Source organism: Synechococcus sp. A10-1-5-9, from assembly GCF_047716785.1.
Classification (GTDB): Bacteria; Cyanobacteriota; Cyanobacteriia; order PCC-6307; family Cyanobiaceae; genus Synechococcus_C.
This window is the reverse complement of sequence record NZ_CP180406.1, coordinates 809906-831602: the sequence shown is the minus strand read 5'-3', so window position 1 is coordinate 831602 and position 21697 is coordinate 809906. Positions and strand designations below refer to the sequence as shown.

Here is a 21697-nt window from a genome sequence, read left to right as displayed (position 1 = left end):
CAGACCTGCTCTGTGATGGTTCTTACGACTCTGCCCCATGGCTGGGGGTGTCCGCCAGGGGTCAGAGGCAGCCCAAGTGTGAGGCCAGGAGGCGAACCTCCGGAAGAGACGTGATCGCACGCAGGGCTTTCTGCATGGCCCCATCACTCACTTCGTGCGTGATCACAACGATCTCAGCGCCTTCGTCGCAGGCATCAAACTGCACGATCGACTGGATGGAGACCCCCTGGTCTCCAAAGCAACTGCCGATTCGGCCGATCACCCCGGGCGCGTCATCCGTGTTGAAACGCACATAATTACGCTGGCGGATCTCACCTCCCTGAACGAGGCGGCACGCGCGCCAGCTGCTTGCCGCCAGCAGTGGGTCGAGGCCGCCAGCGGCGGCGTTAAGTTGGCGGATTCCAGCGATATTGAGGATGTCGGCCACCACCGCCGAGGCGGTGGGCCCTGAACCGGCACCGGGCCCATAGAACATCACCCGGCCCACCGGGTCTCCCTCGACGAGAATGGCGTTGTTGACCCCATGAACCCCGGCTAGGGGGTGGTCTTTCGGGACCAGGGTGGGTTGCACGCGTACGGCCAGGGGCAGAGCCGGTAAAGCGTCGCTGGTGCTTTCAATCCGCTCAGCGATGGCCAGCAGTTTGACGCCGTATCCGAGCTGCGTGGCGTAGTCCACATCCTTGCTCTGCAGATTGCTGATCCCACTGGTTGGAATGGCGTCGCGATTGATCGGTCCGCCAAAGGCCAGGCCGGAGAGAATGGCGATCTTGTCTGCGGCGTCGTGACCCTCGACGTCTGCGGCGGGATCGGCTTCGGCGTAACCGAGATCCTGTGCGTCCTTAAGAACGGCGTAGTAGTCAGCCCCCTCATCAGCCATGCGGCTGAGGATGTAGTTGGTTGTGCCGTTAATGATCCCGCTCACCCGGTTGATCCTGTTGCTGCCCAGGGACTGCTTCAGCGGTTCGATGATCGGAATGCCACCGCCAACAGCGGCTTCGATCAGCACATACACCCCTGCTGCAGCGGCGGCGGATGCGATCTCCTCGCCATGGCGGGCGATCACGGCTTTATTCGCAGTCACTACCGACTTGCCCGCAGCGATCGCGCGCATGATCAGGGTGCGGGCAGGCTCAATGCCGCCCATCACCTCCACCACCACCTGAACCTCGGGGTCGTCCACCACGGATTCAGGATTGGTGGTCAGCCTCTCTTGGGGGATGGCGACTGGGCGGGAACGATTGAGGTCGCGTACGGCGACCCGCACGAGGTCCAGCTCGGCAATGAGTGGGTGACGACCTTCAGGACTCGAGAGAATAGAGGCCACACCGGCGCCGACGGTTCCGAGGCCAAGCAGGCCGATGCCGATCCTTGTCGCCATGGGGCGGGTCCATTGATTGCAATGAACCTCAAACTTTAGGCAGCGGTCGACCCTGACCCGGTCGCTAGGGCTTCGGCCTGGGCCTGCATCGTGCGCAGGATGTTGAGAAAACCGTTGGCGCGTGAGGGGGTCAGGCTTGCCTGCAGTCCGGTGGCGGCGATAACGTCTGGGTCCACCGCCACTACCTCTGCTGGGGTCAGGTCCGTCAACCCCTTGATCAGAAGCGCCAGAAGTCCCTTGGTGATCAGGGCATCCGAATCACCCTGCCAGCGCAGGCGTCCGTCAATCAGGTCGGAGGCGATGAACACCTGAGAGACGCATCCCTTCACCTTGCGTTCCTCCGTCTGAAGCTCGGCAGGCATGGCCGGAAGTTTTTTGGCCAACCAAAGCACGTATTCATAACGTTTGCGTGGATCTGGCGTGCCGCTAAGGCGTTCGGTGAGCTGATCTAAGGCTGCGCTGCCATAGCGGGTCGACGCGTTGCCTTGGTCTGCCATGGCCGAGTCAGTGATCGCGATCGTGGCCTCGAACCTTAGCCATCGTGCGTACCAAGCCAAGCAAAGCCGGTGCGGACAGCCAGGCGATCCAGGGAAGAGGCTTTGGGGTCTCAACCACTTCGTCGAGATTTACGACGCCCTGTTGAAGCGGAAGGGTGAGGTAATCGCGGTGACCGGGTCCCCCGTCCACCTGAAGGTCCACCAATCCATCCTCCAGCGCCGAGAGTTGAAGCTGTAGGCGTCCGTCGGCGTCGATCGTGCCCAGTTCTTCGCCAGCGCTGCCGTCAGCCTGAAGCAATCTCACAACAGCCCCTTCCACGGGCTCTCCCGTCGAGAAACTGCTCGTTAACTCGAGCTGTCCATCGAGGTAGCGCAAGCTGCTTTCCACGCCGTGGGCATCAGCTGATGGCTGGTGGATCACTCCGGAGATCACGGAGACGGCGGAGAGTGCAAAAAGGCGTGGCCACAGGGGCATGGGCTTCCAGGACTCAGGACCCCATCCTGCGGCTGATACGGGCCTGAGGCCAGAGGGGGGCTCAGGATTGGTGCGCAACAGCGCGGAACATGTGCCCCATGGAATCCAGCATCAACCCCACCGCCTGATGCTGATCGGTGCCTCGCTCGCTGAGTTCACGGGCAATCACCCTCTGGGCCAGTGTCAGATGTTGCGGGTCTGATGAATCCTGCAGGCGCCGCGCCGGGCTGATGGGAGTGTTTGGATTCACCAGCTTGCCTTGGGATCTCAACCTCCGACCCTACAAACGCCCTGTTCACTCGCCCATCCATCGAAGGGGCGATCCCAGGGATCCCGGGGCAAAGCGTCTCGGCTGATGCAGGCTCCTGGAAGCACCACCATGGCCGGCACCTCGCACCAGAGTGGCTGGGCCCTGAGGCGGTCGTAGTAGCCCCCGCCGTAGCCAAGGCGAATGCCGTCTCGGTCAACGGCCAGGGCTGGAACCAGCAGCAGATCCAGCTGATCAGCCGTGAGTGGGTGGTGGTTGAGAGGGGCAGGAATACCGCAGCCGTCAGGGATTAAGGGTTGAGGGCCCCAGAGGTGATAGTTGAGATGACCCTGGCCATCGGCAGCCGGCAGGGCCAGCTTCAACGTCAGTTCCTCCTCAAGACGGGGCCGAAGCACCGTGAGGTTCACTTCCCCCGGGAGGGGCCAGTACAGACCGAGATGTCCCTGGAACGGGCTTTGGGAATGCCGCTCGCGGATCTCGTCGAGAACCTGTTGGGCGATCACGGCTTGAAGATTCCGGTGATCAACCAGAGCTTGTAGCCGCCGCTGCCGATACACGCGGCGCAGCTCCCGCTTGCGGTTGTTCATCGGGATTAAACCTGTCAGCGTTGAAACCAACCCGTCAGAGCCACGGCAAGGGCGTCAGCCGCATCATCCGGTCTCGGTGGCTTGTCGAGAGACAGCTCGCGCATCACGGCTTCGAGTACTTCATCTTTGTCCGCATGCCCATGGCCTGTGAGGGCTTGTTTGATCTGCATCGGCGGAAATTCCACGATCGGCAGTCCGAATCGGGCGAGGGTCATGATCACCACTCCACGCGCCTGCACGACGGCGATCGTGTTGCTGGATCGGTAGAAAAAGAATTTCTCGACGGCCGCAAGCTCCGGATTCCAGGCTCGGATGAGCTGGCGCAGATCCCGGGCAATCTCGACCATTCGTTCACCCTCAGGACGCCCTGAATCGGTTTGGATGATGCCGCAATCGAGCATGGTCTGCTCCCCTCCCGCGGTCTCGATCACGCCGTAGCCCACCCGAGCGAGGCCGGGGTCGATGCCGAGAATGCGCACTAGGAAGGAGGGCGGTGTTCAGGCTGCCAGAGCCAACTCGAACTCGGTTCGATCGCCGCTGTCGTTGCGTTCGAACACCTTGCAGAACACCTTCACCACCCGATCGCCGGAATCGATCTGCTCGAGCGGGTCTTTGCGCAGACGGTGACGCAGACAGCAGGAGGCCACGCGTGCCACATCATCCTCGGTGACTTCCGTACGACCCTCAAAGGCTGCGAGGGCTCGAGCGGCTCGGTTGGTGACGATGTCTCCTCGCAATCCGTCCACATCCAGCTCTCCGCACACGCCAGAGATGCGCAGACGCAGGTCATCGTCGATCTCAACCTGATCCAGACGCTGTTGCGCCTCAACGACCCGCTGCTGCAGGGCTTGCTGTCCCTCTTCCATGGCGCTGGAAAAGCCGTCAGGGTCCGTATCGAAGGCTGTCCGTTGGTCCACTACCTGAACACGCAGCTCAGGATCGCGAACGGTGCGAACCTCCACGCTCATGCCGAAACGGTCGAGCAGCTGGGGTCGCAGTTCGCCTTCCTCGGGGTTGCCGGATCCGATCAGAACAAAGCGTGCCGGGTGACGCACCGAAACCCCTTCCCGTTCCACCGTGTTCCAGCCCGAGGCTGCTGAATCGAGAAGTACGTCCACCAGGTGATCATCGAGGAGATTCACCTCATCCACATACAGAAGCCCTCGGTTGGCTTTGGCCAGCAGGCCAGGTTCAAAGGCGCGCACTCCCTCGCTGAGGGCTTTTTCAATGTCGATCGTGCCGCAGAGCCTGTCTTCGGTGGCACCGAGAGGGAGATCCACCATGGGGACCTGACGCTCTTCGGTGGCCAGAGTTTCGCCATGGTCAAGGCGCTGGCGTACATCGCTGCTCTGAAGGTCGGGATCGCTGGGAGAGCTGTTGTAAGGATCGCCGGCGACCACCTCTATTCCGGGCAAAAGATCGGCCAGCGCACGGATCGTGGTGGATTTTCCCGTGCCTCGGTCACCCATGATCATCACGCCGCCAATGCGGGGATCAATCACATTCAGAAGCAGGGCAAGCTTCATCTCCTCCTGGCCGATCACGGCGGTGAAAGGGAAGACTCTGCGCTTGCGCGGTGAACTCACGGACGACGGTTTGATGCTGTTGTGGATTGTTTCACAGGCAGGATTGACAAAACCTGTGGTGGGGTCGCATCCGCCGGGTAGATCAGCCGGATTCGCACCTGGCGACGCTCGCCCGGCGCCAGGGTCACCCGACCGAGTTGTGGCCCCTGCTGGCCGCGGCGCAACACCAGGTGAAATCGCCTTCGGCCTTGAGCCTGCCCCTGTTCATCATCCAGGCCTCGGACTTCAATCGGTCCGCGGAACATCACTGGGCTGCTGTCTCCACCGCTGAATCGCAGTCGGTTTGCGTTGCTTCCGTTCTTATCAGGTGATTCCAAGGCAAGCGCCACTGTGCGATGTGTGAGGCCGGGGTTTCTGAGGGGAAGGGAGAGGTCATATTCCACGCCGTAGTTGCCGTGGGCGGCCCAGGCGGTGCCCTTCTCGAACACTTTGAGTTCGGCTGTCTGTACCTGGCCCGTCTGCAGGTCTCCGCGTTCGAGGCTGCTGATCGGCCAGGACACCGCCTGATCGGTCAGGGCCAAATCACGGGAGCCTGGGTCGGTCAGAGTGGCTGTCCAGGTTGAGCCGATTTGAACACCGCTCACCCTGGAATAAATGATCTTTCCTTGGCTGCCGCGCGGTGTGGGGGTGTGTTCTTTCGGGCTCTGCTGGCCTGATGCCAGCAGGCTCTGCAAACGACTGAGCGATGGTGCCCTGTCGCCTTCGCCGTAGGCGGCCACCGTGGCCAGATGCACAGGCCCTGAACTGTGCAGACGCATCTGCAGATTGCGCCCGTTCAGGAGGGGATCGAGACCTTCGACCGGAATGGGTAAGACCACAAGGGCACTGGCGGATCCCGGGGCGATCCGCCAGCTGTCTGGCAGTTCCGGTGCGCTCTCGTCCCGCAGGATGTCTCCGGCAACACGGCTTCCGGGACCTGCGGCGATGGGGGTGCCGGACTCGCTCATCAGCGCGGGCAGGGGCAGGAAGGGGGCTGCTGTTTGCCCCTTTCGGGTGGCCTGAGACAGGGAGGTGCTGCCTCCCAGCAGCTTCATGGTCACCGCCGCATCTCCGGTCGGTTGCGCCAGCACCGCAAGCCAAAGGGTGGATTTTGATTCGTCTTCTTTGCCTGCAAACACGTGATGGCTGAAGAGGTCGAAGCGACCGCTCAGAGCCAGATTGAGGCCAGGTGGTTGGCGGAACGTGGACACCAGGATGCCTTCACCGGTGATCAGCTCAGGGTTGTTGTCGTTCACGACCAGCACCTCATCCAGCTGTCCCGGAAGGACGCGCACCTGCTGACTGCGAATTACCGCCTGTGGAGCCTTGGCCACCTCCATCGGGAGATGGTCTCCCCGGGCCATGGAGGGTGAGAAGATCCAAGGAGTCACCAGCAGGGCGAAGGCCGTCAGAGGGTGCCAGGAGCGAGAACAGTTCATGGGTTGATGCTGGCGGCGTCGGGTGTTTTGCGGGCCACGGCGGGTTTGGGTTTGAGAACCGGCGCCATCGCGGCAGCCAGCTTGCGGATCAGTTCCGTTGAACGGGGATCATTGAAAGGGCCTTTCACCAAGAAAGCGGCAACGGCTCTGCTGCCATCTGGAAGTTCAATCAGCCCCGCGTCGGCGTAGGCAATCCCGATATCTCCAGTTTTGTTAAGCACCCTGTAGCCCTTGATCATCAGGCTGTCGTCAGGTTCACCCTGCTGACCGCCAAGCCCTCTTAACAGCCCTCTGGGGAGCAACGTGTTGGTCACTGAAGTGCCCATCACCTCTCGGAACAGATCCCGGCTGCGAATCGACAGGGCTTTGCCGGTGTCGACAAGGGCGATGGAACGGGCGAGGTCCCTTGCGCTCGTGGTGTTCGTTCCTTCGAGGTCTGGCAACCAGTTGTTGACCACAGTCGCACTCATGCCAAGGGCGATGAAACGGGCGTTGAGCGCGTCTTTTCCGCCAAGGCGATCAATCAGCAGGTTGGTGGCTGAGTTGTCGCTCACCCGGATCATTTCGGTGGCGACTTCATGGGTGGGGAAGCGTGAGCCCAGGGGCTTGGAGGCCATCCATCCCGCACCGCCGCCCACCACTTCTTTGGTGAGTGTGAGCGGTTCATTCCAGCTGAGCTTGTCGTCGTCAATCTCCTCAAGGGTGACCAGCAGAATCGGTGTCTTGATCGAGCTGGCAGCGGGAAGAGCGGTGTCGGGTGCGAGTTGCGCATAACGTCCGTCGTCCAGCACAAGCATGAAGGCACTGACTGTGAGATCAGGCTCGCTAGCAGCCAGCTGATTCCAGCGATCACTCAGCGCGGTGAGTTCGTTCTTCGTTTGGAAAAGTCCAAGCGATAGATCACGTCTCGTGGGCTTGGGCTTTGTTGTGGGCTTCGCGGCCTCCGCTTCAGTCGCGCGAGTTGTTCCTGGCAACATCAGCCATGGAGGCAGGGTGAGGCTCTCTCTCTGGAAAGCCGGGCCCGCCAGTTTGAGTAGGGATCCAGTGATCACGCCGAGCCCTACACCCATCAGGATGAGTCTCAGGAGCAACCGCATCGGGCGACCCCAGCCTGAGGACTGGCGACTGGATCGACTGGAGGACAAGGGGCTGTTTTGGAAAACCAGAGATTACGGGCGGTGGCAACGGATCGCCCAGCGCAGTTGACGCACCATGCCGCGCAGCATGGCCAACTCCTGTGGGCGGATGCTGGCCCTTTGCAGCAGGCTTCGAATCTTTGCCATGCGGGCTCTTGCCGTGTGAGGCAGCAGAAATCCTGCTTCCAACAGAAGCTCCTGTGCATCCTGCATGCAGTCATCAAGCTGCGGCTGTGCGGCCGCCTCGGGTTCCAGTTGCGGGCAAGGATGATCTGATCGAACCAGAAGCTTGCAGCGCTGGAGATCATGCAGCACGATCGCCACTGCATGGGACAGGTTCAGTGATGGATATTGATCGTCTGTCTGAAGCCGCACCACGCGTTGGCTGAGCAGCAACTCCTCATTACTCAGTCCTCGATCTTCGCGGCCAAACACCAATGCCACCTGAGCGCCAGACCTCAGGCCTTCTTCGACCCAAGGCATGGCCTGGTCAGATGTTTGCAAGGGAATGTGACCATGGTCGATGCGTCCGCAGCTGGCAACGACGCGCTTGCAGTCGCCAATGGCCTCGAGAAGAGTCTCGAAGGTCTTTGCTTTTCGAAGCACCGTTTGACCGTGCACGGCCATACGCAGGGCTTCTTCATCTGAAATCCTGCAGCGCGGGGCGACAAGCCGTAGATCGTCGATTCCGAAATTGGCGCATAACCGGGCCACACTGCCCACGTTGAGAGGGCCAGCAGGCTCAACCAAGACAACGGCAAGACCCAAGATCTCTAAGTGACTGTCTTGAGGTAGCTGAGCAGATCGGCCATGCCCTGGGGTTCGATCTCGAAGCGAGGCATCGGTGGGGTCTCTCCACTGACAATCTGATGAATGATCGAACGATCCGATCGCTTCCCGGCGACCCCTTGAAGACTGGGTCCCACTAAGCCCTGGCCTGCGATGCCATGACAGCCAGCGCAGTTGATGCGGAACAGTTGGCCTCCATGTTGAACATCTCCGCTTAGTGACAGTGTCGCTCTGCTGTAAGGGTCAAGTCGATTCACCCCGAACAGCCAGATCAGCATGACGAGAGCAGTGGCGCCTGCAACAGCGATGAGTGCTGAAACAAGACCACGTTTGCGGTCAGGTGATGCAGCAGTTGATGACGGAGCCGTCACAGAGGCAAGAGTTGCATGAAACAATTGTGCTTAATCAATCAACCGGGCGCGACCAGATGATCGAACCCCTTCTCTGCGGCATTGTTCTGGGGCTGATTCCGGTCACCCTTCTGGGTCTGTTTGTGGCGGCTTGGAACCAGTACCGCCGCGGCAGTGCTCTCGGGGGCTAAGAAAAAGAAGCGAACTCGTTCCATAGCGTCGTCGGTCCATTTCGGCCCAATTCGATGGCGATTCGAGTCGGAGTTCACTGGCGTACTCGCAGATCACCAGCCCATCGGCTGTTATCCAGTTCCTCTTCAACAAACGTTCGAGGGTCTTTTTGTAGTGGTCTCCTGATGCATAGGGTGGATCGATATAAACGAGGGTGAACGGTTTCACAGCTTCGGGACGACCAGCGTCGAGCCATGCAATCAGATCTTTTCGAATCACACGGATCTCGACTGGTTCATCCGTTGACGCAGCTACGAGTTCGAGGTTCTGCCGGCATATGGCTGCTACCCGAGCATTGTTTTCGACGGCCCATACCCTTGCTGCTCCCCGCTGAATCGCTTCGCAGCCCATGACTCCGCTGCCGCTGAAGAGATCCAGCCAGTGCGCATCATCCAACTCGCCGGCGAGAACATTCATAAGTGCTTCTCTCACCCTCGCGGTGGTTGGTCGAGTTCCTTGTCCTTGTGGACTGCGAAGACGACGGCCGCCGATCATTCGTAACTGGGCGCTGCTCACGCGGGCAATGGTGCCCCTGCATGGAGCCATGAGAGCCAGTGCGTCAACAGAACAGCTCCGGCTTGTCCTGATTTCTCAGGGTGAAACTGACAGGCTCCGACGCGTCCATGCCAGACCATGGCCGTGGCAACGTCGTTGCCGAAACCGACATTGGCAGCGAGGTCTGTCTCATCGACTGGATGGGCTGCGAATGAATGCACGAAGTACACCCAGGGCGATTGTTCGCCTGCAGGCAAAAGGGGGTTGGGATTGCAGCGTTCTAATTTCGCCCAGCCCATGTGGGGGATGCGTTCACCTTGACCGCTTGGTAAGCGTCTGACGCTGCCCTTGAATAGACCAAGACCTCGAGAGTCTCCCTCTTCACTGCTTTCGAAAAGAAGCTGAAGGCCGAGGCAAATACCAAGGAGTGGACGATCAAGACGGCCCCACTCGGCTAGGTGGGGAACCAATCCTGTGTGGCGGAGTCGTTCCATCGCCGGATCAAACGCGCCGACTCCTGGAAGGATCAAGGCATCGCAACGCTGAAGATCCTTCGGTGAACTAACGGGGGTGATCGCTTGTCCCAGACGCGCGAAGCAAGTTCTCACGGAATGGAGGTTCCCCATCCCGTAATCGATCAAACCGACTGTTGTTAAAGCCAGTGGGAGACTCAGAGATATTTGGCAATCGTGCCAGACAGGGTTGCCTTGGGAACGGCTCCCACAACCGTGTCCACTTTTTGGCCCCCTTTGAACACCATCAGGGTTGGAATGCTTCGAATCCCGAATTGACTGGCCACGTTGGGATTTTCGTCGGTGTTCAGCTTGAACACCTTGATCTTGCCTTCGAATTCTTTGGAGATTTCGTCAACGATGGGAGCCACCATCCGGCAAGGGCCACACCAGGGAGCCCAAAAATCCACCAGCACGGGAACGTCGCTTTGCAGGACGTCCTGTTCAAATGAGGCGTCGGTAACAGCGGCAGCGCTGGACATTCCGTGGCAATCGAGATGGGCGAAATTTAGCAACCGTTTTCTTGGTTGCCGTTCATTGTCATCACTCAACTCTTGAACTGTGATGGATGACTGAACAAGACAGAAAGCCCGAACGCGTCGGGCCGGGGGGTGTGAGGAGTGTGTGGGCATACGCCCGCACACCATGAGAGTACCGCGTGTCTCGCGTGCTCGTCTTGCGACTCGTCTGGAGACTTGTGACTATTTGCCCATGCCGAGTTGCTGGGCTTTTTGGTAGACCTTGCCTTCCGTCAGGAGGGAGGGGGCAATGACCACCTCCACTTGTTGCATATCGCGGATGGTTTGAGCCCCGAGCGTTCCCATCGAGGTTTTGAGGCACCCCAGCAGGTTGTGAGTGCCATCATCAAGTTTTGCAGGACCCCGCAGGATCCGCTCCAGGCTGCCGGTACTGCCCACGTTGATGCGGGTACCGCGGGGAAGGACTGGGCTCGGAGTCGCCATGCCCCAGTGGAAGCCTCTCCCGGGTGCTTCCTCGGCACGAGCGATCGGTGAGCCGATCATCACGGCATCGGCGCCACAGGCGATGCATTTGCAGATGTCGCCGCCGGTGACGATGCCGCCATCGGCAATGATCGGAACGTACCGACCACTTTCCCGTTCGTAGTCGGCTCGGGCGGCGGCGCAGTCGGCCACAGCGGTCGCCTGGGGGATGCCGACACCAAGAACCCCGCGCGATGTGCAGGCTGCGCCAGGGCCAATTCCCACCATCACGCCGGCGGCGCCTGCGCGCATCAGTTGCATAGCCACGTCATAAGTGACGCAGTTGCCGATCACGACGGGGACTCCCATGTCCCGGCAGAGGACCTCAAGGTCGAGGGTGTCTTGTCCTTGTGGGCCGATGTGCTCGGTCGATACGACGGTGGCTTGAACAAAAAACAGGTCGGCCCCTGCTTCAGCGATGGCCTTGCCGAAGCGCATGGCGGCAACAGGAGTGCCGCTGACGGCGGCGATGCCACCGCTGGCCTTGATGTCTTGGATGCGTTTGCGGATCAGATGCTCTTGTACAGGTTTGCTGTACAGCTCCTGCATGAGAGGCACGAAGGACTCTTTCCCAACGGACGCGATGCGGTCGAGCGCATCGTTGGGATCCTCATAACGGGTCTGAACACCCTCGAGATTGAGGACGCCGAGGGCACCCAATTTGGATAACTGGACAGCCATCTCGACATCAACCACGCCGTCCATTGCGCTGGCGATGATCGGGATCTCCCGTTCGATGCCGCCAAGGATCCATCGGGTATCGGTCACCTCGGGATCTACGGTCCGACCGCCCGGAACCAGGGCGATTTCGTCGATGCCATAGGCCCGACGTACAGCCTTGGAGCGTCCGAGCTGAATGTCCACCACGGTCATCACAGAGTGTGAACAAGCTACCAATCGACCGTGCAAGCGCTAGGAGCTTTGTTCGGGCTTGCCGCCGCGGACGGTCCTCCACAGATCGCCGAGCCCTGCGCTGATTTTGCGCCTCTCCTCGCTGAGGACTAAGCGTGTTGTCGCGAACCAAGTGGCGTAAATGACGCCGATCAGTTCGAAAATCCTGGGCGCAAGTGGCACGGTGGCAATGGCTGCCAAGATCCCACCATAAATTCTTAAAACGAGAATGAATAGAACCAGTCCAGCCGCAATCAGTAGTGGCTGACGCAGGCGCTGTAGTTGATCAGCAAGGTCGCGATCTTCGATCCATTCCTTGACTTTGGTGCTGAGGACTTCCCATTCACCACCTTCATCGTCGGCGTCGCTGAGGGAAGGCGTTTCAGGAACGCTCACTCTCTCGACGATCGAGGGAGTGAGCGGCTCCGGTACTCGCTTTGTTTCTTCAGGCTGCTCCGTCACCGCAGCTTCTGATGCTGCAGTTTGCACGGGCTCAGCGGCTTGTGATGCAGTCTCGTTCTGCATCTCGCTCTCTGCTGCGGTGATGTCGATCTGAGGGGTCTTCGATTCGGAGGATGAGTCAGACGACATCGACTGCAAAACCTGAAGGAGCATCATTTTACGGCCGGATCTCAGATCGATTCCCACCCTCGAAGAAACGAAAACAGGCTTTGTTGTTGTAAGCCTCGTGCGCGATAAGCTGGTTAACGGCGTTAAGGTCTTCTATGGCGGATCCATTGGGGCCCAGTGGTGGTGGTCCCGGAGATTCGGACGATCGGATCATCCAAACGGATCTGCGCAACGAGATGTCGCGCTCGTACCTCGAGTACGCAATGAGCGTGATCGTGGGCAGGGCTTTGCCCGATGCTCGCGATGGTCTCAAACCCGTGCATCGGCGCATTCTCTATGCGATGTACGAGCTTGGCCTCACCAGTGATCGGCCCTATCGAAAGTGTGCGCGTGTGGTGGGTGAGGTGCTTGGTAAGTACCACCCCCACGGCGACACCGCCGTCTACGACGCCCTGGTGCGGATGGCCCAGGACTTCTCTATGTCGATGCCCCTGATCGACGGCCATGGCAATTTCGGGTCGGTGGACAACGATCCGCCGGCAGCCATGCGTTACACGGAATCGCGGCTGAAGGCACTCACCACCGACAGCCTGCTGGAAGACATCGAGGCGGAGACGGTCGATTACGTCGACAACTTCGATGGCTCTCAGCAAGAGCCCACGGTGTTGCCGTCGCGGATACCTCAGCTGTTGCTGAATGGGTCTGCCGGCATCGCTGTGGGGATGGCCACCAATATCCCTCCTCACAACCTGGGGGAGTTAATCGCCGGCTTGCTCGCACTGATCGAGAACCCCGAACTCAGTGATCAGGAGTTGATGGCTCTGATCCCCGGGCCGGACTTTCCGACGGGGGGGCAGATCCTTGGACGCACAGGCATCAAGGAGACCTATTTGAGCGGGCGGGGGTCCGTGACGATGCGCGGTGTGGCAGCGATCGAGACCCTTGAGGTTCCTGGTCGCCCCGACCGTGATGCTGTGATCATCACAGCGCTGCCTTACCAGACCAACAAGGCGGCGATGATTGAGCGCATCGCCGAGATGGTGAACGATAAAAAGCTTGAGGGAATCTCGGATATCCGCGATGAGAGCGACCGCGATGGCATGCGCATCGTTGTGGAGCTGCGCAGGGATGCCTATCCCCAGGTGGTGCTGAACAACCTCTACAAACTCACCCCACTGCAGAGCAATTTCAGCGCGCACATGTTGGCGCTGGTGAACGGGGAACCAATCCTGCTCACCTTGCGCAAGATGCTCGAGGTGTTCCTCGACTTCCGGGTCGAGACCATCGAACGGCGCACCCGTTATTTCCTGCGCAAGGCCGAGGAGCGCGACCACATCCTACTGGGCTTGCTGCTGGCCCTTGATCAGCTCGACCCGATCATTGCCTTGATCCGGGCTGCTCCCGATACGGCCACGGCACGCGTTCAATTACAGGAGCGCCATGGCTTGTCTGAGGTGCAGGCGGACGCGATTCTGCAGATGCAGCTGCGGCGCCTTACCGCCTTGGAGGCGGACAAGATCCGGCTGGAGCATGAGGACCTAGTTACCAAGATTGCTGATTACAAGGACATCCTTGGCCGGCGCGAGCGGGTGTTCGGAATCATTCAGGACGAGTTGGCTCAGTTGCGCGACCGGCATGCCATTCCCCGGCGTACTGAAATTCTCGATCTCGGGGGCGGTCTGGATGACATCGACCTGATCGCCAATGAGCGCTCCGTGGTGCTGCTCACCGAAACCGGTTACCTCAAGCGCATGCCGGTGAGCGAGTTCGAAGCCACAAGTCGTGGCACCCGCGGCAAGGCCGGCACGCGTAGCCAGGGAGAGGAGGCCGTGAAGTTGTTCATCGGCTGCAACGACCACGACACCCTGCTGCTGTTCAGTGATCGGGGAGTGTCCTACGCCCTGCCGGCGTATCGGGTGCCTCAATGCAGCCGCACCGCCAAGGGGACGCCGGTTGTGCAGTTGCTGCCCATTCCACGCGAGGAGATGATCACCTCGCTGCTGGCGGTGTCTGAGTTCAACGACGACACGGATCTGCTGATGCTCACCCAGGGAGGCTTCATCAAGCGCACGCGCCTGTCGGCCTTCAGCAATATCCGCTCCAACGGTTTGATCGCGATCGGACTGGAGGAGGGAGATGCCCTCACTTGGGTGCGTCTTGCGGTGTCAGGCGACAGCGTGCTGATCGGTTCGCGGGCCGGCATGACCATTCACTTCCGCCTCAGTGACGATGAGCTCCGGCCTCTCGGACGCACGGCTCGTGGTGTGCGGTCCATGAATCTGCGCGACGGTGATGCCTTGGTGAGCATGGATGTGTTGCCCGTGGAGCTGGCTGATCGGGTGGCCCAGAGCGGCGATGACGACTCAGACGATGACGAGGCCGGCGCGGCCAGCGATGGCCCCTGGGTGCTGGTGGCCTCAGCCTCCGGTCTGGGCAAGCGCGTGCCGGTCACCCAGTTCCGTCTGCAGAAGCGGGCGGGCATGGGCCTGCGGGCGATGAAGTTCCGGACCGACGCTGATGCCCTAGTGGGTCTGCGCGTGCTCGGCGCCGGCGAAGAGGTGTTGCTGGTCAGCGAAAAGGGCGTGATTGTGCGCACCAGCGCAGATGCCATCCCTCAGCAGTCACGGGCGGCCACGGGTGTGCGCCTGCAGCGTTTGGATAAGGGCGATCGCCTTTCAGAGGTGGTGATGGTGCCGCCTGAGGCTGAGTCAGATGATGCGACTGAAGGTGAAGGCGAGGAGGTGACTGCTGAGACGGCCGTCAGCGCAGAACCCCAGGACAGCTGACCTTGGCCGATCGGGTGGATGTTTTGGTGTTGGGGGGCGGTCCTGCCGCTCTCTGCATCACCTCGGAACTGAACCAACGGGGCGTGACTGTTGCTGGTGTCGCCCCTGATCCCGTCGATGCGCCCTGGCCGAATACCTACGGCATCTGGGCTAATGAATTGAAAGCGGTCGGGCTCGATCACTTGCTGGAGCATCGCTGGAGCGACACGGTCAGCTACTTCGGTGCAGGCGGATCAACGGCGCAAGATCACAGCCAAGTCCATGGAATCGACTACGGCCTGTTTGATCGGGCCGCTTTGCAGCGCTACTGGTTGGGTCGAGCTGAGGGGGTGAGCTGGCATCAGGGCCGCGCGGAAAGGGTGCAGGCTGGGTCTGCGATCACCACAGTGACCTGTGCATCCGGCGAAACCTTGCGGGCGCGCCTGGTGATCGATGCCTCTGGCTCGCGCACACCGCACATCCGGCGGCCCGATCAGGGGCCAGTGGCCGGACAAGCCGCCTACGGCGTGGTGGGCCGTTTCTCCAAGGCACCGATCGAGGCGGGCCGGTTTGTGCTGATGGATTACCGCTGCGATCACCTCAGCGCGGCGCAGCGCCAGGAACCGCCAACCTTTCTCTATGCCATGGATCTCGGCGATGGGCTGTTCTTCGTGGAGGAGACCTCGCTGGCGTTCGCACCTGGGGTTCCCTACGACGTGCTCAAGCAACGGCTGCAGCAACGGCTTGCTCTGCGAGGAGTTCAGATCACCGAGGTGATCCATGAAGAGTTCTGCTTGTTTCCGATGAACCTGCCCCTGCCCGATCGAAGCCAGTCGGTGTTGGCTTTCGGTGGTGCGGCGAGCATGGTGCATCCTGCTTCGGGCTACATGGTGGGGGCGTTGCTGCGGCGTGGGCCGGATCTGGCCCAGGCGCTGGCGGTGGCGCTGGCGAATCCAGCCCTGGGATCAGAGGCATTGGCCCGGCGTGGCTGGCAAGCGCTTTGGCCCACCGAACTGGTGTTGCGCCATCAGCTCTATCAGTTCGGGCTTGGGCGGTTGATGGGGTTCAACGAAGCCTTGCTGCGCACCCATTTCGCCACCTTCTTTTCGCTTCCTCAGGAGGAGTGGTTTGGCTTCCTCACCAACACCCTGCCCTTGCCGAGGCTGATGGCGGTGATGCTCCGCTTGTTTGCCCTTTCCCCGTGGGAGCTGCGGCGAGGCTTGGTGTTGGGCTTCCCTTCTGCTCAGTCGCCGATGTTCACCCAGTCGGCCGGCTGAATCAGAGGGAAGAGGGCATCTTCAGCTTCAACATCATCCAGCCATTGCTCAGGCAGGTCCTCACGCCGGTCAATCGCGGCCATTAACCGCCAGAAGCGCTCAAGGTGGCGCTCGATCCTTTCCTTGGCGAGTTCGGTGGTGGTGCCGGCCCGCAGGATGAAGCTCCAGTCGGATGACTGCGCCAGCAGCAGCTCCCGGCCCGCCTGGTGGAGCAGGCGCAGATCGGCCTCACTGCCCACGCCGCGGCTGCAGCGCTCAACCATGGCCCGCCCGGCACGGCTCCACTCAGGGATGATCCAGGCATTGGTTTCATTGAGCCAGTAGTCGTGAAACCCTCCTCGGCCCCAGCTGGATGGGCACGGTGCACACAGCTGTAGGTTCGGGCTGGTCGCCAGGATCCCGCGCAGGCTTGTGAAGCGCACACCCTCTGCAGGCCCCTGGCGGAAGAGCTCCTGCAGAAAGTCAGGACCTTCAAACCACCAGTGTCCGAATAGCTCGGCATCAAACGGTGCCACCAGGAGAGGCTCGGTGGTCATGCCCGCCTGCAACCGGTCGAGCTGTTCGCGCCGACCCTGCAGAAAGTGCTTGGCATGCTCACGCGTTCGGTTGCGTGCTTTCTCCGGCTCATAGGGGCATTTGCCGTCGAGCCCTCTGCTTTGACTGCTGACCCGATGCAGCTTGAGCCCCAGTGGACGTCCTGAAGGAAGGCCATGAGCCTCGATCTGTTCTGCCGGCAGATCCCATCCCAGATCCCGGTGGAATTCCCGATAGAGAGGATCTCCGGGGTAGCCGTCCCTGGCGGACCACACCGGCAGGGTGGCATCGCTGTCGCGTCCGAAAAATGCCACGCCCCGTTGACTCACAATCGGGGCATAGACCCCGTAGCGCGGACGGGGCTCAGCATGGAGCAAGCCATGGCCATCAAGTACCGCGTAGCGCAGGCCGGCATCCCGCATCCACCGATCCAGACCTTCGTAGTACGCGCATTCCGGCAGCCAGATTCCCAGCGGTCGCTCGCCGATCAGGCGGTGGTGTTCGCGTACAGCCGTGCGCAGCTGGGCCCGTACGGTTTCCGGGTGTTCCCGCAGCAGCGGCAGATAGCCGTGGGTGGCCCCGCAGGTGAGGAGATCGAGAACGCCCTGCCGCTGCAGAGCCGCGAAGCGTCCGATCAGATCGCCTTCGCAGCCTTTCCAGGACTTCAGGTGTTTCTCAAACGAAAGGCGGAGGTCTTCAGCAGCCTCCTGACGATCGTCGGGTGCCTCCTTCAGAAGATTCAGCCTTGCTTCAACCCAGGCAGGAAAGCGGTTCCGCAACGTGCTGTCGGCCAGAAGCGACAGCAAGGTGGGTGAGAGCCCCATAGTGAGCTGGGCCTGTTGCTGCGGATCCGCAGCAGCCGATTCCAGGGTGCTGAGAAGCGGCAGATAGCACTCGATCAGTGCCTGAAAGAACCAGTCCTCTTCCAGGGACTGCGGTGCAGCTCCGCGCACGTAAGGCAGGTGGGCGTGGAGAACGAGCGCGAGAGCTCCGTTGGCCACCATCCCCCTGTGCAGTGGAATGAATGTACCCGGCATCAGTGCCATTTCCATGGGTTTTCCCAGGACCACTCCCCTAAAGTGGTCTAACTCATAGTCACTCCGACTACATCGCGTCGAGGCTGTTGCCATGGCCCATGATCCAGGCCGCGTTCTGATCTTCGACACCACCCTCAGGGATGGTGAGCAGTCGCCGGGAGCCAGCCTCAACCTCGAGGAAAAGCTGGCCATTGCCCAACAACTGGCACGTCTCGGCGTTGATGTCATCGAAGCGGGCTTCCCTTTTGCCAGCCCCGGGGATTTCGCCGCCGTGCAGCGGATTGCCCAGCAGGTGGGTGGTGAGCAGGGCCCAATTATCTGCGGTCTTGCCCGGGCGTCCCGCGGGGACATTAAGGCTTGCGCTGATGCGGTGGCCCCAGCCCCCCGCCGCCGCATTCACACGTTCATCGCCACAAGCGACATTCACCTTGAGCACAAATTGCGCAAGAGCCGCCAGGAGGTGTTGGCGATCGTGCCCGAGATGGTGGCCTATGCCCGCTCGCTCGTCGACGACGTGGAATTCTCCTGTGAGGATGCTGGCCGAAGTGATCCCGAATTCCTCTACGAGGTGATCGAAGCTGCCATCGCTGCCGGCGCTAGCACCATCAACATCCCTGACACCGTTGGCTACACCACGCCGGCCGAGTTCGGCGCCTTGATCGCGGGCATTGACCAGCACGTGCCCAACATCGCTGATGCCGTGCTCTCCGTCCATGGCCACAACGATCTCGGTTTGGCTGTGGCCAACTTTCTTGAGGCCGTGAAAAACGGTGCCCGCCAGTTGGAGTGCACCATCAATGGCATCGGCGAGAGAGCTGGTAACGCGGCCCTTGAAGAGCTGGTGATGGCGTTGCACGTACGCCGCCGGTACTTCAATCCCTTCTTTGGCCGAGAGGACGATTCACCCACTCCCCTGACTGGTGTGAGGACCGAGGAGATCACGAAAACGTCGCGTTTGGTCTCCAATCTCACCGGCATGGTGGTGCAGCCAAACAAGGCGATCGTGGGTGCCAATGCCTTTGCCCATGAATCGGGCATTCACCAAGACGGTGTTCTCAAAAACCGTCTCACCTACGAGATCGTCGATGCCCGCACGGTCGGTCTCACGGACAACAGGATCTCCCTCGGCAAGCTGAGCGGCCGCAGTGCGGTGCGTGCCCGTCTCGAGGAGCTCGGCTACGACCTCAGCCGTGAAGACCTTGACGATGCGTTCGCCCGGTTCAAGGAGTTGGCGGATCGCAAGCGCGATATCACCGATCGCGATCTCGAAGCCATCGTGAGCGAGCAGGTTCAGCAACCCGACGCCCGCTATCAGCTCACGTCTGTGCAAGTGAGCTGCGGCAGCAACCTGCAGCCCACGGCCACCGTGACCCTGCTGGATGAAGAGGGTCAAGAACAGAGTGAGGCGGCTATTGGTACAGGCCCTGTGGATGCCGTGTGCCGTGCCCTCAATGCACTGGCCGGGGAACCGAACGAGCTGGTGGAGTTTTCGGTGAAGTCCGTTACAGAGGGCATTGATGCCATGGGTGAGGTCACGATCCGGTTGCGACGCGACGGGCAGCTCTTTTCCGGCCATGCTGCCGACACTGATGTGGTGGTGGCCGCCGCTCAGGCCTTCGTGAATGCCCTGAATCGCTTGGTGGCCGGTTCCTTGAACCCGGCCCTTCATCCCCAGCGGGATGCCACGCCTTTGGATGCCAGCCCCACCCTCTGAACCGATGGCCCGTCACCAGATCCGAGCGGCACCGGCGAAGGACCGCATCACGCTTCGCTCACTGCTTCAGCTTCTGATGCTGATCCTGCTGGCTTTGGTGGTGCTGGTTCCGCTGCTTTGGCTCGTGAGCACGTCGCTGAAAGGACCCGCAGAGGACATCTTCACCAGCCCCCCGGCGTTGCTTCCGGCACAACCGAGCCTTGACGCCTATGGCCGATTGTTCCAAGACAATCCTTTGGGGCAATACCTGCTGAATAGCACCATCGTGAGCCTGGTGGCGGTCGTGGCCAATCTTCTGTTTTGTTCGCTGGCGGCCTATCCCCTGGCGCGCATGCAATTTGCAGGACGAGGTCTGGTTCTGGCTCTGGTTGTTGCCACCATCCTCATTCCTTTTCAGGTGGTGATGATTCCTCTTTATCTCCTGATGGTGCAGCTGGGCCTTAGAAACACCCTTCTTGCTCTGGTGATTCCCCAGGCTGCAACGGCTTTTGGCCTTTATCTATTGCGCCAAAGTTTTCTCGGCGTGCCGGTGGAGTTGGAGGAGGCTGCTCGCATCGATGGCTGCAGCAAGTTGGGGGAATGGTGGAACGTGATGATTCCAGCGGCCCGGGCCGACCTCATCACATTGGCCATGTTTGTGTTCATCGGAACATGGAGTGACTTCCTCTGGCCCCTGGTCATCCTTGATGATCCCAATCTATTCACACTGCCCCTCGGACTCCAGCAGCTCGCCAGCAGCTTTTCCCTTGACTGGCGGATCGTCGCTGCTGGTTCGGTGGTGTCAATCCTTCCTGTCCTGATCCTATTTGTGCTGCTGCAGCGTTTCATTTTGCCGACCGCCAGTGGGGATGCGGTTAAGGGCTAAGGGCTGATGGATCTGTTGTGAGGGGATTGGGATTCGCTTGATCATCAGGCGAAATCTCCTCGGGTATCGATTCCAGCGGAATGCGTTGCTTGAGGGACTCAAGCAGGCGTGCTTCTCGCTTTGCGTTTTCGCTTTGAAAGGTCTGCAGGCTTTGGATATCTGTTTGCAGCTTCTGTTGACGGTTCTTCAAGACACCAAGCTGTTGCTCCAAGAGCTGCCGGCTGTTCACTTCCTCGCGTTGTTCGAGTTCTTTCAAGCGATTTGTGAGGCTTTGCAAGCTGTTGTTTTGGTGTTGCAAGGCTTGCCAAAGCACTATGAACAACACCAGCAAACAGGTGAAGCCAGCAACTGGAATCAGCAGCAGGAGTCGCTCACGCATCCTTGTTGAGGAGTCTCTAGTTGCAGCCTTGAACGGAAATCCTGTAACTGAACCCTGTGGAGTTCGGGTCGCTGCCCGCGCCGATCTTGAAATTCACCTGCTTCAGTTGTTTGCCTTGGGGAACAGTGAACGGTCCAAACATGCGACCTTGGCCGATCGGAGGAGTCAGTGATTCCTTCACCACGCGGAGATTGCTCCCGTCCGTGAACTTCAGAAAGGCCTCAACCGGATAGGTCCCCGTCGCTGTCGAATCGGCAGTGAAGAAGAGCTTGTAACTCCCGTAAGGCCTGTTCACGGCGAAATCGGTGTTCCAGTTTGTTTTTCCGAGAAGTTTTCCCTTGCCAACGCGCTTCTTGACGATGTTGCTACTCCCGTCGCCTCCTACTGGAGGCAGAAACGCGCAGGAAGCCTTCGCCATCGAGCCTGAATCCAGAATCAACAGAGAGCCAGCCGCTCCGAGAAGAACCGAGGGCAGGCGTTTGATCGACATGCATCTGAACCGCATTGACGGAGTCTTAGCAAGGTGCAGTGATGGAATGGTGAACTTCGACATCAGGACCGAATGTCGCTTCAGGATCTCGACGCCTTCCTACGTCAACGCCAAACCGATGCGGCTTTGGCGGCAAGCCTGGCCGAACCCCTGTCGGTCGAGGCACTCATTGAGCTCGCTCGTGGGCATGGATTCAAGATCACTGCCGAGGATGTTCTTTCAGCACAGGCCCGGGAAGAAGCTGACGCCCCTTCGGCTGAGCTGCAACGCAGGATGGCAGAAGACTCCAGGCGACTCCGGCATTTCATCCAGGGTTGACACTGTGCCCCTGTGCACCTTCTGAGGTAGCCCTGGACACTGATGTTTTGCTACAAAGACTCAATGCTGGTCTCAAGATCAAAGCTTGAGATGTCGTTCTGGAAAGAGTGGTCAGGTGTCTATTGCCCGGATCA

At 60.4% G+C, this 21697-nt stretch carries 24 protein-coding genes and 1 pseudogene; 6 read left to right on the top strand and 19 right to left on the bottom strand.

Features of this window, described 5'->3' with window-relative positions; all coding sequences use genetic code 11:
- Window positions 1–61: 61 nt before the first annotated feature.
- The 11 genes from ACLM45_RS04795 to ACLM45_RS04745 all read right to left on the bottom strand — a co-directional run bounded on the left by ACLM45_RS04795 (window position 62) and on the right by ACLM45_RS04745 (window position 8529).
- Window positions 62–1378: a homoserine dehydrogenase gene (locus tag ACLM45_RS04795; RefSeq protein WP_415410882.1), complete on the bottom strand. Its 1317-nt coding sequence runs from the start codon at window positions 1376–1378 to the stop codon at window positions 62–64.
- Between the two features lie 35 nt (window positions 1379–1413).
- On the bottom strand, window positions 1414–1875 hold the full coding sequence (locus tag ACLM45_RS04790) for a SufE family protein (RefSeq protein WP_415410880.1): 462 nt from the start codon (window positions 1873–1875) through the stop codon (window positions 1414–1416).
- Window positions 1876–1882: 7 nt separating this feature from the next.
- The gene (locus tag ACLM45_RS04785) at window positions 1883–2350 is read right to left on the bottom strand and encodes a hypothetical protein (RefSeq protein ID WP_415410878.1); all 468 of its coding nucleotides are present in this window, start codon (window positions 2348–2350) and stop codon (window positions 1883–1885) included.
- 61 nt (window positions 2351–2411) lie between these two features.
- Window positions 2412–2600 (bottom strand): hypothetical protein, encoded by a 189-nt coding sequence (locus ACLM45_RS04780; RefSeq protein ID WP_415410876.1) that lies wholly within the window; start codon window positions 2598–2600, stop codon window positions 2412–2414.
- Window positions 2601–2617: 17 nt separating this feature from the next.
- The gene (locus tag ACLM45_RS04775) at window positions 2618–3205 is read right to left on the bottom strand and encodes a 5-formyltetrahydrofolate cyclo-ligase (protein ID WP_415410874.1); all 588 of its coding nucleotides are present in this window, start codon (window positions 3203–3205) and stop codon (window positions 2618–2620) included.
- Between the two features lie 14 nt (window positions 3206–3219).
- Window positions 3220–3684, bottom strand: coding sequence for a crossover junction endodeoxyribonuclease RuvC (gene ruvC, locus ACLM45_RS04770; protein ID WP_006041776.1), 465 nt, complete (start codon window positions 3682–3684; stop codon window positions 3220–3222).
- 18 nt (window positions 3685–3702) lie between these two features.
- Window positions 3703–4791 carry a magnesium chelatase ATPase subunit I gene (gene bchI, locus ACLM45_RS04765; protein WP_415410872.1) on the bottom strand — a complete coding sequence of 363 codons (1089 nt, stop codon included), beginning with the start codon at window positions 4789–4791 and terminating at the stop codon, window positions 3703–3705.
- Window positions 4788–6209 (bottom strand): DUF3370 domain-containing protein, encoded by a 1422-nt coding sequence (locus ACLM45_RS04760; protein ID WP_415410870.1) that lies wholly within the window; start codon window positions 6207–6209, stop codon window positions 4788–4790. The genes bchI and ACLM45_RS04760 overlap by 4 nt, the downstream gene beginning before the upstream one ends.
- Window positions 6206–7354 carry a serine hydrolase gene (locus ACLM45_RS04755; protein ID WP_415410868.1) on the bottom strand — a complete coding sequence of 383 codons (1149 nt, stop codon included), beginning with the start codon at window positions 7352–7354 and terminating at the stop codon, window positions 6206–6208. Before ACLM45_RS04755 ends, ACLM45_RS04760 begins: the two co-directional genes overlap by 4 nt.
- Before the next feature lie 24 nt (window positions 7355–7378).
- Window positions 7379–8113, bottom strand: a complete 735-nt coding sequence (locus ACLM45_RS04750; protein WP_415410866.1) for an RNA methyltransferase — start codon at window positions 8111–8113, stop codon at window positions 7379–7381.
- A 5-nt stretch (window positions 8114–8118) separates the two neighbouring features.
- Window positions 8119–8529, bottom strand: a complete 411-nt coding sequence (locus tag ACLM45_RS04745; RefSeq protein ID WP_006041771.1) for a c-type cytochrome — start codon at window positions 8527–8529, stop codon at window positions 8119–8121.
- Window positions 8530–8561: 32 nt separating this feature from the next.
- Here ACLM45_RS04745 and petG point away from each other — a divergent pair, with 32 nt between their 5' ends.
- The gene (gene petG / locus ACLM45_RS04740; protein WP_006041770.1) at window positions 8562–8675 is read left to right on the top strand and encodes a cytochrome b6-f complex subunit V; all 114 of its coding nucleotides are present in this window, start codon (window positions 8562–8564) and stop codon (window positions 8673–8675) included.
- Window positions 8676–8685: 10 nt separating this feature from the next.
- Here the strand turns inward: petG and rsmD are convergent.
- From rsmD to ACLM45_RS04715, 5 genes and pseudogenes are all read right to left on the bottom strand, one after another.
- Window positions 8686–9210: pseudogene (gene rsmD / locus ACLM45_RS04735) on the bottom strand (16S rRNA (guanine(966)-N(2))-methyltransferase RsmD); the annotation flags it as partial.
- A 17-nt stretch (window positions 9211–9227) separates the two neighbouring features.
- A complete protein-coding gene (gene hisH, locus ACLM45_RS04730) occupies window positions 9228–9872 on the bottom strand; it encodes an imidazole glycerol phosphate synthase subunit HisH (protein ID WP_415411352.1) in 645 nt (214 codons plus the stop codon).
- Window positions 9873–9880: 8 nt separating this feature from the next.
- Complete coding sequence (gene trxA / locus ACLM45_RS04725; RefSeq protein ID WP_006041767.1) at window positions 9881–10204, bottom strand: thioredoxin; 324 nt, start codon at window positions 10202–10204, stop codon at window positions 9881–9883.
- 219 nt (window positions 10205–10423) lie between these two features.
- Entirely contained in the window at window positions 10424–11587 is a 1164-nt protein-coding gene (locus ACLM45_RS04720; RefSeq protein ID WP_415411351.1) for a GuaB3 family IMP dehydrogenase-related protein, read from the bottom strand.
- Window positions 11588–11635: 48 nt separating this feature from the next.
- Window positions 11636–12205: a CAAD domain-containing protein gene (locus ACLM45_RS04715; RefSeq protein WP_415410864.1), complete on the bottom strand. Its 570-nt coding sequence runs from the start codon at window positions 12203–12205 to the stop codon at window positions 11636–11638.
- Between the two features lie 134 nt (window positions 12206–12339).
- Between ACLM45_RS04715 and gyrA the strand changes: the two genes are divergently transcribed.
- Window positions 12340–14970 (top strand): DNA gyrase subunit A, encoded by a 2631-nt coding sequence (gene gyrA, locus ACLM45_RS04710; RefSeq protein ID WP_415410862.1) that lies wholly within the window; start codon window positions 12340–12342, stop codon window positions 14968–14970.
- A gap of 2 nt (window positions 14971–14972) precedes the next feature.
- Window positions 14973–16226, top strand: coding sequence for a lycopene beta cyclase (gene crtL, locus ACLM45_RS04705; protein ID WP_415410860.1), 1254 nt, complete (start codon window positions 14973–14975; stop codon window positions 16224–16226).
- Here the strand turns inward: crtL and ACLM45_RS04700 are convergent.
- Window positions 16193–17764, bottom strand: a complete 1572-nt coding sequence (locus tag ACLM45_RS04700) for a glycoside hydrolase family 57 protein (RefSeq protein WP_006041762.1) — start codon at window positions 17762–17764, stop codon at window positions 16193–16195. The genes crtL and ACLM45_RS04700 overlap by 34 nt on opposite strands.
- 124 nt (window positions 17765–17888) lie before the next feature.
- On the opposite strand from ACLM45_RS04700, the gene ACLM45_RS04695 reads away from it, so the two are divergent.
- Both ACLM45_RS04695 and ACLM45_RS04690 read left to right on the top strand, forming a co-directional pair.
- Window positions 17889–19511 (top strand): 2-isopropylmalate synthase, encoded by a 1623-nt coding sequence (locus ACLM45_RS04695; RefSeq protein WP_006041761.1) that lies wholly within the window; start codon window positions 17889–17891, stop codon window positions 19509–19511.
- A 4-nt stretch (window positions 19512–19515) separates the two neighbouring features.
- Window positions 19516–20376, top strand: coding sequence for a carbohydrate ABC transporter permease (locus tag ACLM45_RS04690; RefSeq protein WP_415410858.1), 861 nt, complete (start codon window positions 19516–19518; stop codon window positions 20374–20376).
- Here ACLM45_RS04690 and ACLM45_RS04685 read toward each other — a convergent pair.
- Both ACLM45_RS04685 and ACLM45_RS04680 read right to left on the bottom strand, forming a co-directional pair.
- Window positions 20366–20755 (bottom strand): signal protein, encoded by a 390-nt coding sequence (locus ACLM45_RS04685; protein WP_415410856.1) that lies wholly within the window; start codon window positions 20753–20755, stop codon window positions 20366–20368. The two genes, ACLM45_RS04690 and ACLM45_RS04685, sit on opposite strands and share 11 nt — an antisense overlap.
- 16 nt (window positions 20756–20771) lie before the next feature.
- Window positions 20772–21245 (bottom strand): hypothetical protein, encoded by a 474-nt coding sequence (locus ACLM45_RS04680; protein WP_415410854.1) that lies wholly within the window; start codon window positions 21243–21245, stop codon window positions 20772–20774.
- A gap of 72 nt (window positions 21246–21317) precedes the next feature.
- On the opposite strand from ACLM45_RS04680, the gene ACLM45_RS04675 reads away from it, so the two are divergent.
- Window positions 21318–21563: a Nif11-like leader peptide family natural product precursor gene (locus tag ACLM45_RS04675; protein ID WP_006041757.1), complete on the top strand. Its 246-nt coding sequence runs from the start codon at window positions 21318–21320 to the stop codon at window positions 21561–21563.
- Window positions 21564–21697: the final 134 nt, after the last annotated feature.

Excerpts from the sequence above, each read along its gene's own strand:
- gyrA (WP_415410862.1), top strand. The coding sequence starts at position 12,340 with ATGGCGGATCCATTGGGGCCCAGTGGTGGTGGTCCCGGAGATTCGGAC.
- ACLM45_RS04775 (WP_415410874.1), bottom strand. The coding sequence starts at position 3,205 with ATGAACAACCGCAAGCGGGAGCTGCGCCGCGTGTATCGGCAGCGGCGG.
- ACLM45_RS04700 (WP_006041762.1), bottom strand. The coding sequence starts at position 17,764 with ATGGTGGCCAACGGAGCTCTCGCGCTCGTTCTCCACGCCCACCTGCCT.
- ACLM45_RS04675 (WP_006041757.1), top strand. The coding sequence starts at position 21,318 with ATGTCGCTTCAGGATCTCGACGCCTTCCTACGTCAACGCCAAACCGAT.
- ACLM45_RS04715 (WP_415410864.1), bottom strand. The coding sequence starts at position 12,205 with ATGTCGTCTGACTCATCCTCCGAATCGAAGACCCCTCAGATCGACATC.
- ACLM45_RS04785 (WP_415410878.1), bottom strand. The coding sequence starts at position 2,350 with ATGCCCCTGTGGCCACGCCTTTTTGCACTCTCCGCCGTCTCCGTGATC.
- ACLM45_RS04685 (WP_415410856.1), bottom strand. The coding sequence starts at position 20,755 with ATGCGTGAGCGACTCCTGCTGCTGATTCCAGTTGCTGGCTTCACCTGT.
- ACLM45_RS04760 (WP_415410870.1), bottom strand. The coding sequence starts at position 6,209 with ATGAACTGTTCTCGCTCCTGGCACCCTCTGACGGCCTTCGCCCTGCTG.
- ACLM45_RS04695 (WP_006041761.1), top strand. The coding sequence starts at position 17,889 with ATGGCCCATGATCCAGGCCGCGTTCTGATCTTCGACACCACCCTCAGG.
- trxA (WP_006041767.1), bottom strand. The coding sequence starts at position 10,204 with ATGTCCAGCGCTGCCGCTGTTACCGACGCCTCATTTGAACAGGACGTC.
- ACLM45_RS04795 (WP_415410882.1), bottom strand. The coding sequence starts at position 1,378 with ATGGCGACAAGGATCGGCATCGGCCTGCTTGGCCTCGGAACCGTCGGC.
- ACLM45_RS04680 (WP_415410854.1), bottom strand. The coding sequence starts at position 21,245 with ATGTCGATCAAACGCCTGCCCTCGGTTCTTCTCGGAGCGGCTGGCTCT.
- ACLM45_RS04790 (WP_415410880.1), bottom strand. The coding sequence starts at position 1,875 with ATGGCAGACCAAGGCAACGCGTCGACCCGCTATGGCAGCGCAGCCTTA.
- petG (WP_006041770.1), top strand. The coding sequence starts at position 8,562 with ATGATCGAACCCCTTCTCTGCGGCATTGTTCTGGGGCTGATTCCGGTC.
- ACLM45_RS04690 (WP_415410858.1), top strand. The coding sequence starts at position 19,516 with ATGGCCCGTCACCAGATCCGAGCGGCACCGGCGAAGGACCGCATCACG.